This is a genomic window from Devosia sp. Z6_126, assembly GCF_058133495.1.
Map to the genome: position 1 here is coordinate 741,998 of NZ_JBYUNO010000003.1, position 13,038 is coordinate 755,035.

A 13,038-nucleotide genomic window follows, 5' to 3' on the forward strand; every position below is an offset into this window, starting at 1 on the left:
TCTACTTCATCAGGGCCGTGGCCGGCACCAGCACAACACCGCGGCTTTCCAGTTCGCTGGCCCATTGGGCAATGGTGGAAACCGAAATCGGCAAGGCGCTTACAATACCAATTGCCGAACCATTCTCTACCGCTTTGGCTTCAAGGCTCCCCAGCGCTGACAGAATGGCTGCCTGGGCGGGATTGGCGTCGACCAGGAGATCGGCGCGGGCAAAGGGTACCTTGTTGCTGCCCGCCAACTGGGGGGCGAGTGAGCGATTGGAGGAGCCGTCATCCAGATAGCCCAGGCCACGGGCGCCCAGTTCCTCGACAACGGGGGCGAAGTCGGCGCCCGAGGCGGTAAAGCGCGCGCCCATATTGTTGAGCACCCCGGCATAACCGCCAAAGCGCGCCATCAGCCAGAACAGGCGATCAAGGTTGGACTGGGTGGTTTCGCCGGTGAGCAGGGTGTGGGGACCCGGATCGTTCTGGGGGAAGTCAAAGGGCTCGAGCGGGATTTCAAGGAGCACTTCATGGCCCGCGGCGCGGGCGGCGGCGACGGTGCTTTGCAACGTCTTGCCATAAGGGGCAAAACCGAGGGTGACCTCGTCGGGCAATTGCTCGATGGCCTGGAGCGAGCCCTGCTCGTTGATGCCAAGGCCCGTGACCACGAGCGCAATCCTGGGCTTGCCGCCCACCAGCGCATGGTCGACGGGGCGGGCATAGGCCTGGAACGGGGTTTGGCCGGTCGCTGAAATGCGCGGGATCGGACCTTCGGCCGTTTCTTCGCTGAGATCGGGCAGCACGCCGGCTGCACCAGGCGCGGCGGCGGTGGCGGGTGTTGGACTCGCGGGGGGCGCAGCGCCGGCGGCGAATTGTTCGGGATCGGCGGTGATAGTCACTGGACCCTGGGAGACTGAACTCGCGATGTCGTTGCCGGCGCGGGTATTGGTGATCGCCACTTCGCGGCTGGGGCGGCCGCCCTCAGGATCATCAACCAGCAAAAGCCGGGCGCCAATGCCTCCCGCCGCCAGCAGCAGCACGCCAAACAGCACCCGTGCTACGGGAAAACCGGGCCTTGCGGCCCCTGCGCGGCGCTTGCGGCCGGTCAGCGGCGTGCTGAGATCATTGGCCATTAGGGGGGTCCGGATGGAAAGGGTGGCGGCAAGCGGCGGGGCCAGGTGCCCCGCCATTCACCCGAGTTGAAGTTTATTCGGCACGCGGCGGATAGGCTTCGTTGGTTTCCTCGCCATTGATCAGGCGCAGCGCGAATTGCAGTTGCGCATCCTCGGCCTTGTCCTGAGGCACATAGACCGAGGAGCCGACCGTGGTTTCTTCCTGGCCTTCGACGGTGATGTGACCAGCAAGGCCCGCTTCACCAATGATCTCGTCGCGGCCCTGCAGTTCCTCGGGAACCACCTGGCGCACTTCGATATCGGGGGTGATGCCCAGCGCCTGGATGGAGCGGTTATTGGGCGTGTAGTAGCGAGCCGTGGTCAGCCGCATCGCGCCATCGGGCCCGAGCGAAATGATCGACTGCACCGAGCCCTTGCCAAAGGAGCGCGTCCCCACAAGGGTTGCACGCTTATGGTCCTGCAGCGCACCGGCGACGATCTCGGAAGCGGAAGCCGAACCACCGTTGATCAGCACCACAAGCGGCACATCGGCGATCTGGGCGTCCAGCGGATCGGGCTTGGCGTCGTAGCGCGCGCTTTCCTGTGGCAGGCGACCACGGGTCATCACCACGGCACCCTGCTTGAGGAAGGCGTCGGCGACATAAACCGACTGATCGACGAGGCCACCTGGGTTGTTGCGCAGGTCAAGGATGATGCCCTTGGGCGCCACGCCATCGCGTTCGGCATAGATGTCCTTGACCGCATTTTCGATGCCGACAAAGGCCTGCTCGGAGAAGCGCGACAAGCGCACCACGCCGATATCGCCCTCGAGCGACCAGCGCACGGCCCGCATGGCGATCACGGCGCGGGTCAACTCGAACTCGAGCGGCTCGTCGATGCCTTCACGCACAACGGTGATCTTGGTTGCGGTGCCGATCGGGCCGCGCATCTTGCCCACGGCTTCGTCAAGGCTGAGGCCCTGAACATCGGTGCCATCGATACGGACAATAAGGTCATTGGCCATGATGCCGGCCTGGGCCGCGGGCGTATCATCGATGGGGGACACCACCTTGATCACGTCTTCTTCCATGGTGACTTCGATGCCCAGACCCCCGAACTCGCCCGAGGTATCCTCGCGCATCTCGTCATAATCGGCTGGCGGCAGATAGCCCGAATGGGGATCAAGCGATGTCAGCATGCCCTGGATGGCGGCGCGGATCAGCTCCTGCTCATCGGGGGCATCGACATATTCAGAGCGGATGCGATCAAAGATCTCCCCGAAGAGATTGAGATCGGCATAAACCTCGAGCGGATCGCGGGGCGCGGCCTTTTGCTCTTCCGGCGTGGGCTCGGGCTCTTCCCCGCTGGGGGCAGGCTCGGCGTCTGGCGCCTGCTCAGGCGACTGATCGGGAGCGGGAACAGCGGGAGCCTCTTCAGCCGGGGCCGCGGGCGTTTGCTCGGCGGGGGGCGGCACCGGTGTTTCCTGCGCCTGAAGCGTCGAAGCAGGCAGCAGCAGCGCCAGCGTCAGGGCAGCGGCGCGATAGGTCGAAAGGCGCATGGGGGTTTCATCCACTTTGTGTCGGGTTTGCCCACCAGCCGGTGGGATCGAGAGGTTCGCTGTTGTGTCGCAGTTCAATATAAAGCGTCGGCTGGGCGTTGCCAGCACTCGTGGTCACCGTTCGTCCAATTGTGCGTGATCCCATTGTGCCCACCGGCTCGCCCATCAGGACGAACTGGCCAATGGAAACGGTCACCGTTTCCAAACCTGCCAAGAGGATCGTATAGCCCTGCCCGCTATTGAGAATGACGATTTGGCCGTAATTGAGGTAGGGGCCGGTATAGAGCACCCAGCCATCGGCCGGCGCCACCACCTGCGCTTCGGCCCGGGTCATCAACGATACGCCCTGCGAGATGCCGCCAAACCCGTCGCCCGCCCCGTAATCGACCACCTTGACCCCGTTGGCGGGCAAGGTCAGGAACCCCTTGGCACTGGCAAAAGGCACCGCCGGCTCGGTGCGGGCCGTGTTGGCAAGCGCGGTCTGGACCGCTTCGGGAGTCAGCACCGCATCCTCTCCCTCGACCGGGGGTGGTGTCGGGCCTTCCTCGATGCGGGCCGAAAGCTGGTCGATCAGTTCGCGTAGCGTTGTCGCGCGGGCGGCCAGCGCCATGGCTTCCTGTTCGGTCGCCTCAAGATCGGCCGACACAGCAGCAATGCCCTGGCTGCGCGCGGCAATCAGCGTCGCGATGCGCAATTGCTCTTCTTCGAGCACGGAATAATTGGCGCGCAGCGCCGCTTCTTCGGCGAGGGCCGCTTCCTTGATCTTGGTGAGTTCCTGCAGATCAGCGGTGACCGCGTCGGCCTTGGCGCGCAACTGGGGCACGATCGCGGCGATGAGAATGGCCGATCGCGCGGAGCCCAGGGCATCGGCGGGATCGACGATCAGCGCGGGCGGGGGGTTGAGCGAGATGCGCTCGAGTGCCGCCAGCACATTGGCCATTTCGGCATCGGCACCATCGAGCCGGCCGCGCACTTCGAGCTCCTGCACAATCAGGCCCGACAAGCGCTCCTCGATATCGGCCACTTCGATTTCGGCCAGCTTGACGCGCTGGGCTGCGGCGATGAGCGCCGCATTTTGTTGGGTGCGATCCCCCTGCATGGCGGCGATTTCGGCGCGCAACTCGTCGGCGCGCTCCTTGCTCATGGTGATCGAGGCTTCGAGCTTGGCGAGTTCGGCCTGAGTGGTCACCGGATCAGGAGGCAGCTCGGCAGGCGGCGGCGGCACGGCGGCGGGATCAACACCCAGCTCCGGCGTGGTTGGCGCGGCAGGAAGGGCCGCGTCGGGCACAGCTGGCAGCACCGGCGGGGCTGCGCCGGGCGAAATATCGGTGGGGGCAGCCGGAGGGGCGTCGGTGGGCAGCGACGGGGCAAGCTCGCCCTGGGGCGCCGGGCCCTGCGCCAGCAGCGACGGGGCCGGGCCCAGTGCTGCGGCGACAACTGCCAGCACCACACCCCATCTCGCGCCGGAGGAAACCGACATTGACTCTCCTAGCTCGCTTGCCCCTGGGGCGAATCACTTGGCTGCACCATAGCAAGCTCGACAAAAAACGCAGGTTAACACTGCTTAAGGAATGCGGGTCTCAGTCGCCGCGATGATAGGGATGGCCCGACAGGATGGTGGTGACCCGATAAAGCTGCTCGGCCAGCATGATGCGCACCAATTGATGCGGCCAGGTCAGCGGCGAAAAGCTCAGCACCAGATCGGCTGATTTGACGAAGTCGGGATCAAGGCCATCGGCGCCGCCCACCACAAAGCTGACCGCGGGGCGGCCCTCATCGCGCCAGCGCCCGACCAGGGCGGCAAAGGCTTCCGAGCCGATCGACTTGCCTCGTTCGTCGAGGGCCACAACAACCCCGGGCGGAATGGCCGCGCGGAGCGCCCGGGCTTCTTCGGTCTTGCGCGTGGCGGCGGCGGAAGCGCGCGACTCCGTCAGTTCCGTGACGTCGAACCCGGTCAGCGCCAGGGGCTTGCCGCTACCGACGGCGCGATCAAGATAGCGGCTGACCATTTCACGCTCGGGACCCGCTTTCATCCGCCCGACGGCGGCGATGCTCACGCGCATGGGGCTATTTTGCCCGGCAATGCGGGCAGATACGAAGGCGCGAGCGGGGGGAGTGGCCGAGGCATAGAGAAGTCCATTGAGGCATTGGGGCGGTCAATGGACCAGTACCAAGGCGGGGTAATGGCAGCGTGAAGGAAATTCGCTCGGCTAGCGCTGGCGGCGGCGCGGCAAAGCTACGCACCGCCCGGGCAAGCCGAACTGGGCTGGCCGAGCGATCTCGGCCAGCATGAGCGGGATTGGTCCGGCTTAGTGAGCGTCGGCGGCGAAATCGGCCTGCCACATCTTCTCGATGTTGTAGAACTCGCGCACTTCGGGGCGGAAGATATGAACGATCACATCCCCAGCATCCACCAGCACCCAATCGCAATGGGGCAGGCCTTCGATGCGCGGCTTGCCATAGCCAGCTTCGCGCAAGGCGGTAACCAGCTGATCGGCCACGGCGCCCACATGGCGTTGGGAGCGACCCGAGGTGACCACCATATGGTCGGCCAGGGATGACTTGCCGGTGATATCGACGGCGATGGTTTCCTCGGCCTTGGCATCGTCAAGGCATTCCAGCACGACATCGATCAACGCGCGCGTTGGCGCGGTTGGCGGCGTGGTCTGGGACGGGGAAAAGGTGTTGGGCAGCGTGGCCATCAGCAATGGCCTCCCGCCCATGCTCGCAGGGCATGGGTCATGCGTTGGGTCAGCATCCTTGGTTGTTGATCGGAATGTGCACGCGTCTTTGCAAACGGCAAGCAGTCGTTCCTGTTCTTGGGTGATCTATATCACACCGGCCTAATATGCGCTTTTGCAGCCCTGGGTGCAAGGTCGGGTGTTTATTTTGCCGTTTCACGCCCTCGCGCCCGCAGTTGCGAGGAAGAAAGCGTGGATTGCTTGCCGTGCAAATAAACCCAGGCCGGTGGCGGACGCAGGGCCAAAGTGCCTGCCTGGCTTTCGGGAATCCGGAAGGGCTGCAGCGCAAGCGCAGCGCGAGAAGCTGGCGCCACCCGATCGGCGCCGGGGCGCACATAAACGGCAATGGGCATGGTGGCGGCAATTTCCGTCCAGCGCTCCCAGCGATGGAACTGGGCGAGATTGTCGGCGCCCATGATCCAGACGAAGTGCCGATCCGGCAGGGTTCGGGACAAAAAGCGCACGGTCTGCCAGGAATAGGCAAAGCCGAGCGCCGCCTCAAAGCCGGTGACCCGGACGCGCGGATGAGCCAGCACCTGGCGGGCGGCTTCCACCCGGTCGCGGAGGGGCGCGAGTTCAGCATGGTTCTTGAGCGGATTGCCGGGGGTGACCAGCACCCAAAGCGCATCGAGCCGCAGCCGCACCAGCATCTGCTGCATCACGAGACGATGGCCGGCATGCACGGGATTGAAGCTGCCGCCGAACAAACCAATGCGCATGCCGCGCGCGGACGGCGGAATTTCGGTGACGCCGGCAATGCGGAGGGGTGGACGGTGGGTCAATCGACACCGCACCATCGGCCTGGGGCTCCCTCCCCCTTGAGGGGAGGGTTGGGGAGGGGGTGGTGCAGTGGATCACTGATGGACCCCCTCCCCCGGCCCCTCCCCTCAAGGGGGAGGGGAGCAACAAGCTCCGAGGATGGTGCCAAGACCAGAAAGTTCACGGCCGCAGCTGGCCGTTGCCGCGGACGCGGTATTGAAAGCTCGTGAGTTGCTCGACGCCGACGGGGCCGCGGGCATGCATCTTGCCGGTGGCGATGCCGATTTCGCCGCCAAAGCCGAACTCGCCGCCATCGGCGAACTGGGTAGAGGCATTGTGCATGAGGATGGCGGAATCGATGCTGTTGAAGAACAGCTCCACCGCCTCTGGGTCTTCGGCGATGATCGCCTCGGTGTGGTGGCTGGAATAATGCTCGATATGGGCGATGGCCGCCTCGATGCTGTCCACCACTTTAACCGAGATGATGGCGTCCTCGTATTCGGTGCGCCAATCGCTCTCGGTGGCGGGCTTGGCCTCGGGAATCAGCGCGCAAACCGTTGCGTCGCCCCGGATTTCGCAGCCCGCCCCCTGCAGAGCAGCGATGATCGGGCGCAGATGGGTGTCCACCACGTCGCGATGCACGAGGAGGGTTTCGGCGGCGCCGCAAATGCCGGTGCGGCGCATCTTGGCGTTGAGGGTAATTGCAACGGCCTTGTCGAGATCGGCTGAGCGGTCGATATAGACGTGCACCAGCCCTTCAAGATGGGCAAATACCGGCACCCGGGCTTCCGCCTGCACGCGGGCAACGAGGGTCTTGCCGCCGCGGGGCACGATCACGTCGATATTGCCATCTAGGCCCGCGAGCATCTCGCCCACCGCAGCGCGGTCGGTGGTGGGCACCAGTTGAATGGCCTCGACCGGCAGGCCAGCGAGGTGCAGCCCGTCGAGCAGGCAATCCACGATCGCCTGGGAGGAATAGAAGCTGTCCGAGCCGCCGCGCAGGATAACGGCATTGCCGGCCTTGAGGCAGAGCGCGCCCGCATCGGCGGTGACATTGGGACGCGATTCAAAGATGACGCCAATCACGCCCAAAGGGGTGCGGACGCGCTGGATATGCAGGCCATTGGGCCGGTCCCATTCGGCAATGACGCTGCCGACGGGATCGGGGAGTTCGGCAATGGTGCGCACAGCTTCCATCATGGCGTCGATGCGCGCATCGGTCAGCAGCAAGCGATCGAGAAAGGCCTTGGAAATGCCCTTAGCCGTGGCGGCTTCCATGTCGCGCCCATTGGCCTTGAGGATCTTGGCGCGATGGGCGTTGATGGCGCCCGCGGCGGTGAGGAGCGCGGTGCGCTTTTGCGCAGGCGTGGCGCTGGCCAGCACCCGGGCGGCGGCGCGGGCATTGCGGCCGAGCTCGGCCATGACGGCGGCGGTGTCGCCCTTAACTTCAGCCAGGCTCATTGACGGCTTCCTCCTTGGCGCCCACCAGCACGAGATTGTCGCGATGCACCAGTTCGGCGCGATGGCCGGTGCCGAGCAGTTCCACCACGGTGTCGCTGCGTTTGCCCATCACCAGTCGGGCTTCGTCGCTGTCGAGCCCCGCAAGGCCGCGCGCGATCTCAACGCCATCGGGATCGGTGACGGCAATGGCATCGCCGCGCTCAAAGCTGCCGCTGACCTTGGTCACCCCGATAGGCAGGAGCGAGCGGCCGGTGCGCAGCGCGCGCACGGCACCGGCATCCACCTGCAGCGTGCCCGCGACATGCAAGGTGCCCATGATCCAGCGCTTGCGCGCCTGGGCGCGGCTGTGGGCGGGGGCAAACAGGGTGTGGCGCGCGCCTTGCGCGAGGGCGCGCAGCGGATGGAGCTCTGTGCCCTTGGCGATGATCATGGCGGTGCCCGCCTGGGTCGCGATCTTGCCGGCTTCCACCTTGGTGGTCATGCCGCCACGCGAAAGGTGGCTGGCGGCGCCCCCCGCCATGGCTTCGATGGCCGGCGTGATGCTGGGAACGATCGGCAGATGGGTAGCACTCGGGTCCTTGGCGGGCGGGGCGGTGTATAGCCCGTCGACATCGCTGAGGAGTACGAGGCATTCGGCCTCGATCATGGTGGCAACGCGCGCGGACAGGCGATCATTGTCGCCATAGCGGATTTCGGCGGTGGCGACGCTGTCGTTTTCGTTGATGATCGGCACGGCGCCCAGGGTCAGGAGAGTGGTGATCGTGGTGCGGGCATTGAGGTAGTAGCGCCGCTCTTCGGTGATGTTGGGGGTGATGAGGATCTGGCCGGTGACGATGCCGTGCCGCCCGAGCGCTTCGGCCCAGGCCTGCGACAGGGCGATCTGGCCGGCGCTGGCGGCGGCCTGGGATTGCTCGAGGGTTAGAACCGGCGCTTCGAGGCCCAGCAGGCCCCGCCCCAAGGCAATAGCGCCCGAGGACACGATGACGATCTCGGTGCCGGCAGATTCAAGCTCGGCGAGATCATCGGCGAGACTCGCGAGCCACTCCGAGCGTAGTTGGCCGGATTTGTCGACCAATAGGGCCGAGCCGATCTTGACGGTGAGGCGCCTGAAGGGGGCAAGGGGGTTCATCGTGCGACGCCCTCGTGGTTCGAGGCTCGCCATGGGGCTCGCACCTCACCATGAGGGCTACCGGAGCAACTCGCAAACACCAGCGCCCTCCTCACCGTCATTTTAGGGGGCCCAATGGGGTTCTGCCTTGCGCCGGGCGGCTTCCGCCTTGGCGGCCTTTTCTTCGTCTAGCACGCCGATGACGCGATAAAGCACGGTGTCGACGCCCTGCCCCGTCACGCCCGAGACCTGGAGCACCTCGGCTTGGCTCAGCTTTTTCAAGAGCTTGACCTTTTCCTTGAGGTCGTCGGGCTCGATCGCATCGACCTTGTTGAGCACGACGATTTCGGGCTTGTCCCCCAGCAGTTCGTCATAAGCGGCCAGTTCGGTGCGAATGGTCGTATAGGCGGTCTTGATGTCGTCCTGGGTGCCATCGATGAGATGGATCAGAACGCCACAGCGCTCGATATGGCCAAGGAAGCGGTCACCGATCCCGGCGCCTTCGCTGGCCCCTTCGATTAGGCCGGGAATATCGGCCAGAACGAAATCGCGCTCGCCGATCGAGACCACGCCGAGATTAGGATGGAGCGTGGTGAAGGGGTAATCGGCAATCTTGGGCTTGGCGGCGGACACGGCTGCAAGGAAGGTGGACTTGCCGGCATTGGGCAGGCCGACGAGACCGGCATCGGCGATGAGCTTGAGGCGCAGCCAGATCCACTTTTCCGTGCCTTCCTGGCCCGGATTGGCGCGGCGGGGCGCCTGGTTGGACGAGGTCTTGAAATGGGCATTGCCAAAGCCGCCATTGCCGCCCGACAGCAGCACGACGCGCTGGCCGACCTCGGTCATGTCAGCGATGAGAGTTTCGTTGTCGTCTTCAAAGATCTGCGTGCCCACGGGAACGCGCAGGATCGTATCCTCGCCATCGGCGCCGGTGCGCTGCTTGCCCATGCCATGGGTGCCGGTCTTGGCCTTGAAGTGCTGCTGGTAGCGGTAATCGATCAGGGTATTGAGCCCATCAACGCATTCGATGATCACATCGCCGCCGCGCCCGCCATTGCCGCCATTGGGTCCGCCGAATTCAACGAATTTTTCGCGCAGAAACGAGACGGCGCCCGCGCCACCATCGCCTGAGCGAACATAAACCTTGGCTTGATCAAGAAACTTCATGGCTTGTGCGCCTTCCAGACGCCCTGCGTCAATTGAGTGTCGATATGCTCCACCTCGGCCTTGCGTGCAAGGCATAGGAGGCGGGAACGGCCAATCTCGGTAAAGCCGAGCTTGCGCTGGATCGCCAGCGAGGCCGCGTTGAAATGAAACACGCCCGAATACACAACCGGCGCGTTTGTCGCAGGAAAGAACCAGTCAAGGCTCGCCCGCACTGCCTCAGTCATGATGCCCTGCCCCCAAAAGGGGCGACCGAGCCAGTACCCTATAATGGGGCCTTTGGGGCCAAGATGAAAGCCCACATGCCCCGCCAAACCAAATCCGGGCAGGTCGATGGAGAAATTGGTGTCCTCAAGCGGCATCACCGGACGGCGCGTGCGCAGCCACGCCTTGGCATCGCTGACGCGATACGGGTATGGCACCCGCGCGAGATTACCCGACACCGCGAAATCGTTGAGATAGCGCGCAATCAACTCGGCATCTTCAGGCACTGGCTGGCGCAGCGTAAAGCGCGCGGTTTGCAGGGTAAGGGTCATTGGGCCATGCTCGAAAAATGATCGTGCATCATTGCGGCAAGTCCTGGCCGAGGAGCACGACGGGTTGACCCACCAGCGTGCCCGTTTCTTCGAACGCCTGCCCCAGTTCAACAAAGCCGACCTTGCGCAACACCGCGAGTGAGGCGCTGTTGCTGACGAGAGCCCGGGAGCGGAGCGCGGTAAAGCCGGACTGCTGTGCGGTCTGCACCACTGCCCGCGCCGCTTCCGTGCCATAGCCTTGTCCCCAGAAGGGCTCGCCCAGCCAATACCCCAGTGCGGGGGGTTGTCCGTCCAGCAGATGCAGCCCGATCGTGCCGATGAACCGACCCTCGAGCTCGATCGCCCAAGCCCATTCTTCAGCACTACGAGCAAGCTCCTCGACAAAAAAGACCGCGTCGCTTTCCCCGTACGGATTGGGAAGGCGGGTCAACACGGCAAGAAGGCGAGGGTTGTTGGCCAGTTCTGCAATGGCGGGCACATGCGCGAGCGCAGGCGTGGTCAGCACCAGCCGGGTGGTGGTGAGGGTCGCCGGAAGACGCTGACGTGGGCTGTCCATGTTGGGCTCCGAAAAAGCAAAAAGGGGAACCGGCGGACCGGTTCCCCTGTGCTTAGCTGTTGCGGCAGCGCCGAGGGACCTGTCCCCCGGCAGCTTGCGTGCAAACGGCCGGTTCTTACTCGGCGGCCAGCGCCGGCTCGACCGACACGAACACCTGCGACTTGGCGCGGGTGCGGAAGGCCACCTTGCCGTCAACCAGAGCATAGATCGTGTGATCCTTGCCCAAGCCAACACCAGTGCCAGGGTGCCACTTGGTGCCGCGCTGGCGGATAATGATGTTGCCGGCGATCACTTCTTCGCCGCCAAACTTCTTGACGCCAAGACGGCGTCCGGCGGTATCACGACCATTGCGGGATGAACCGCCTGCTTTCTTGTGTGCCATGGTGCTTGGTCCTTATTCCTGATCGGCCTTGGGAGCGGCCTTTTTGGCCGCAGTCTTGCGGGCCGGCTTTGCGGTTTCGCCAGCGGCGTCGTCGGCAGCAGGGGCTGCGGCGGCCTTGCGCGAGCTCTTCTTGGCGGGCGCGGCGGCCTCGGCCTCAAAGGTCTCGACAGCCGGGACGCCAGCCTGGTTCTGCTCGCCAGCCGGTGCGGCTTCGCTCACGCTGGGTGTTGCCGTTTCGGTACGGGCCGGAGCTGTCAGGTTCGGCTGGGCGCCACCGGTCAGGATCTCGGTGATGCGCACGGTCGAGAGCAGCTGGCGGTGGCCGTTGCGGCGACGGTAATTGTGGCGACGGTTCTTCTTGAAGATGATGACCGTCTTCTGCTTGCGCGTTTCCAGCAGTTCGGCAGCAACAATTGCGCCTTCCACCAGCGGAGCGCCAACTTCGCCATCAACCATCAGCACCTGGTCAAAGGTCACGATGGTGCCGGCTTCGGCATCGAGCTTTTCAATCTTCAATACGTCATTGGCGGCAACTTTGTACTGCTTGCCACCGGTTTTGATCACTGCGAACGTCATTCATCAACCGGGTGCGTCAAACATCCCGGTCCCTGTTGTCGCGCTTTGCGGCGCCGCGACTATTCCCCTGGGCGTTACACCCGGTGTCGCGGTCTTCAAACATACCGGCGATCAAACCGGTGGGGAGCCTTAAGCAGCGTTTTCAAACCAAAGCAGCGCACCGGTTTGAGCCGGCGCGCATCGGGTTGTGCTTATCATGGCAAATAACGGCAGAGTCAAGGCTTGCGGGGCGGCCTCACGCCGCCTCTTCCCCTTCGGGATACCAATTGGCCCGGCGAACTTCGACGCCTTCCCCCACCGCCGCTTCAAAGGCATCCAGATCGCTGCCGCGGTGGTGATAGGGATACACAATGCCCGGCTTGAAGGTGTTCACGGCCTCGGCGGCCTGCTCGGGCGTCATCGTATAGGGCAGGTTCATCGGCAGGAAGGCCACGGCGATGTTTTCGAGCGCCAGCATTTCGGGCGTGGGCTCGGTGTCGCCGGCGACATACACGATGTCGTCCCCAAACTTAATGAGATAGCCGTTGCCGACGCCTTGCGGGTGGTACTGCAGCCGGTCGGGCGAGGTGTTGTAGGCTGGGATGGCCGCGACGGGCAGACCGTTGAGCGAGCCCTCGTCGCCATTGGCCAGCGCCGTGGCATTGGCCTTGAGCGCCTCGGGCAACTTGTCGAACACTTCCTGGGTGGTCAGGATCGGAATGCCGCCGCCTGCAATGGCTTCGAGGGTGGGCACGTCGAAATGGTCACCATGGCCATGGGTGATCAACACCGCGGTTGGTGCGGGCAGCTCGGCGTAAAGCTCGGCACCGCCCACGGGATCCACATAGATCACCTGGTCGTCATAGCCGAGCACGAGGCTCGCATGGCTCACGGGATGGATGATCACATCGCCGCCCGAAGTCGCCAGGCGATCGCCATCAAGCGTGCCTGCTTCCTGAGCAAAAGCCGGAGCCAGAGCGCCTGCCGCCCATGCCACCAGCGGCAACGCCGCCATTCCCGCCATTACTTCCCGCCGCTTCGCCATTCGCCGTCTCCCTTGGGTTCGTTGTCGAGCCTCAACGTGAGGGGTAGCCGATTTGTTCGTTTCCGCACGACAATTTGAGC

Annotated in this window: 14 protein-coding genes; all 14 read right to left on the minus strand. The window is 64.4% G+C overall.

Annotated elements, in window-relative coordinates; genetic code table 11:
• Position 1: 1 nt before the first annotated feature.
• The gene (locus AC3YOG_RS15795; protein WP_489935746.1) at positions 2 to 1,114 is read right to left on the minus strand and encodes a divergent polysaccharide deacetylase family protein; all 1,113 of its coding nucleotides are present in this window, start codon (positions 1,112 to 1,114) and stop codon (positions 2 to 4) included.
• A 73-nt stretch (positions 1,115 to 1,187) separates the two neighbouring features.
• Positions 1,188 to 2,651: a S41 family peptidase gene (locus tag AC3YOG_RS15800; RefSeq protein WP_172124521.1), complete on the minus strand. Its 1,464-nt coding sequence runs from the start codon at positions 2,649 to 2,651 to the stop codon at positions 1,188 to 1,190.
• Positions 2,652 to 2,658: 7 nt separating this feature from the next.
• Positions 2,659 to 4,131 carry a murein hydrolase activator EnvC family protein gene (locus AC3YOG_RS15805; protein WP_489935747.1) on the minus strand — a complete coding sequence of 491 codons (1,473 nt, stop codon included), beginning with the start codon at positions 4,129 to 4,131 and terminating at the stop codon, positions 2,659 to 2,661.
• Positions 4,132 to 4,231: 100 nt separating this feature from the next.
• Complete coding sequence (gene rlmH / locus AC3YOG_RS15810) at positions 4,232 to 4,714, minus strand: 23S rRNA (pseudouridine(1915)-N(3))-methyltransferase RlmH (RefSeq protein WP_489935748.1); 483 nt, start codon at positions 4,712 to 4,714, stop codon at positions 4,232 to 4,234.
• 246 nt (positions 4,715 to 4,960) lie between these two features.
• A complete protein-coding gene (gene rsfS, locus AC3YOG_RS15815; RefSeq protein WP_172124527.1) occupies positions 4,961 to 5,353 on the minus strand; it encodes a ribosome silencing factor in 393 nt (130 codons plus the stop codon).
• A 182-nt stretch (positions 5,354 to 5,535) separates the two neighbouring features.
• Positions 5,536 to 6,174, minus strand: a complete 639-nt coding sequence (locus AC3YOG_RS15820; protein WP_489935749.1) for a nicotinate-nucleotide adenylyltransferase — start codon at positions 6,172 to 6,174, stop codon at positions 5,536 to 5,538.
• A 157-nt stretch (positions 6,175 to 6,331) separates the two neighbouring features.
• Entirely contained in the window at positions 6,332 to 7,612 is a 1,281-nt protein-coding gene (locus AC3YOG_RS15825; protein ID WP_489935750.1) for a glutamate-5-semialdehyde dehydrogenase, read from the minus strand.
• Complete coding sequence (gene proB, locus AC3YOG_RS15830) at positions 7,599 to 8,741, minus strand: glutamate 5-kinase (protein ID WP_489935751.1); 1,143 nt, start codon at positions 8,739 to 8,741, stop codon at positions 7,599 to 7,601. Before proB ends, AC3YOG_RS15825 begins: the two co-directional genes overlap by 14 nt.
• Positions 8,742 to 8,843: 102 nt before the next feature.
• Complete coding sequence (gene obgE / locus AC3YOG_RS15835; RefSeq protein WP_489888502.1) at positions 8,844 to 9,887, minus strand: GTPase ObgE; 1,044 nt, start codon at positions 9,885 to 9,887, stop codon at positions 8,844 to 8,846.
• Positions 9,884 to 10,420 (minus strand): GNAT family N-acetyltransferase, encoded by a 537-nt coding sequence (locus tag AC3YOG_RS15840; protein ID WP_489888501.1) that lies wholly within the window; start codon positions 10,418 to 10,420, stop codon positions 9,884 to 9,886. Before AC3YOG_RS15840 ends, obgE begins: the two co-directional genes overlap by 4 nt.
• 28 nt (positions 10,421 to 10,448) lie before the next feature.
• Positions 10,449 to 10,976, minus strand: coding sequence for a GNAT family N-acetyltransferase (locus AC3YOG_RS15845; RefSeq protein WP_489935752.1), 528 nt, complete (start codon positions 10,974 to 10,976; stop codon positions 10,449 to 10,451).
• Between the two features lie 115 nt (positions 10,977 to 11,091).
• Positions 11,092 to 11,358 carry a 50S ribosomal protein L27 gene (gene rpmA, locus AC3YOG_RS15850; protein ID WP_127754225.1) on the minus strand — a complete coding sequence of 89 codons (267 nt, stop codon included), beginning with the start codon at positions 11,356 to 11,358 and terminating at the stop codon, positions 11,092 to 11,094.
• Between the two features lie 12 nt (positions 11,359 to 11,370).
• The gene (rplU, locus tag AC3YOG_RS15855; protein WP_489935753.1) at positions 11,371 to 11,934 is read right to left on the minus strand and encodes a 50S ribosomal protein L21; all 564 of its coding nucleotides are present in this window, start codon (positions 11,932 to 11,934) and stop codon (positions 11,371 to 11,373) included.
• A gap of 235 nt (positions 11,935 to 12,169) precedes the next feature.
• Complete coding sequence (locus AC3YOG_RS15860; protein WP_489935754.1) at positions 12,170 to 12,958, minus strand: MBL fold metallo-hydrolase; 789 nt, start codon at positions 12,956 to 12,958, stop codon at positions 12,170 to 12,172.
• Positions 12,959 to 13,038: the final 80 nt, after the last annotated feature.

Coding starts and splice junctions, on each gene's coding strand:
- AC3YOG_RS15795 (WP_489935746.1), bottom strand. CDS start 1,114: ATGGCCAATGATCTCAGCACGCCGCTGACCGGCCGCAAGCGCCGCGCA.
- AC3YOG_RS15800 (WP_172124521.1), bottom strand. CDS start 2,651: ATGCGCCTTTCGACCTATCGCGCCGCTGCCCTGACGCTGGCGCTGCTG.
- AC3YOG_RS15805 (WP_489935747.1), bottom strand. CDS start 4,131: ATGTCGGTTTCCTCCGGCGCGAGATGGGGTGTGGTGCTGGCAGTTGTC.
- rlmH (WP_489935748.1), bottom strand. CDS start 4,714: ATGCGCGTGAGCATCGCCGCCGTCGGGCGGATGAAAGCGGGTCCCGAG.
- rsfS (WP_172124527.1), bottom strand. CDS start 5,353: ATGGCCACGCTGCCCAACACCTTTTCCCCGTCCCAGACCACGCCGCCA.
- AC3YOG_RS15825 (WP_489935750.1), bottom strand. CDS start 7,612: ATGAGCCTGGCTGAAGTTAAGGGCGACACCGCCGCCGTCATGGCCGAG.
- proB (WP_489935751.1), bottom strand. CDS start 8,741: ATGAACCCCCTTGCCCCCTTCAGGCGCCTCACCGTCAAGATCGGCTCG.
- obgE (WP_489888502.1), bottom strand. CDS start 9,887: ATGAAGTTTCTTGATCAAGCCAAGGTTTATGTTCGCTCAGGCGATGGT.
- AC3YOG_RS15840 (WP_489888501.1), bottom strand. CDS start 10,420: ATGACCCTTACCCTGCAAACCGCGCGCTTTACGCTGCGCCAGCCAGTG.
- AC3YOG_RS15845 (WP_489935752.1), bottom strand. CDS start 10,976: ATGGACAGCCCACGTCAGCGTCTTCCGGCGACCCTCACCACCACCCGG.
- rpmA (WP_127754225.1), bottom strand. CDS start 11,358: ATGGCACACAAGAAAGCAGGCGGTTCATCCCGCAATGGTCGTGATACC.
- rplU (WP_489935753.1), bottom strand. CDS start 11,934: ATGACGTTCGCAGTGATCAAAACCGGTGGCAAGCAGTACAAAGTTGCC.
- AC3YOG_RS15860 (WP_489935754.1), bottom strand. CDS start 12,958: ATGGCGAAGCGGCGGGAAGTAATGGCGGGAATGGCGGCGTTGCCGCTG.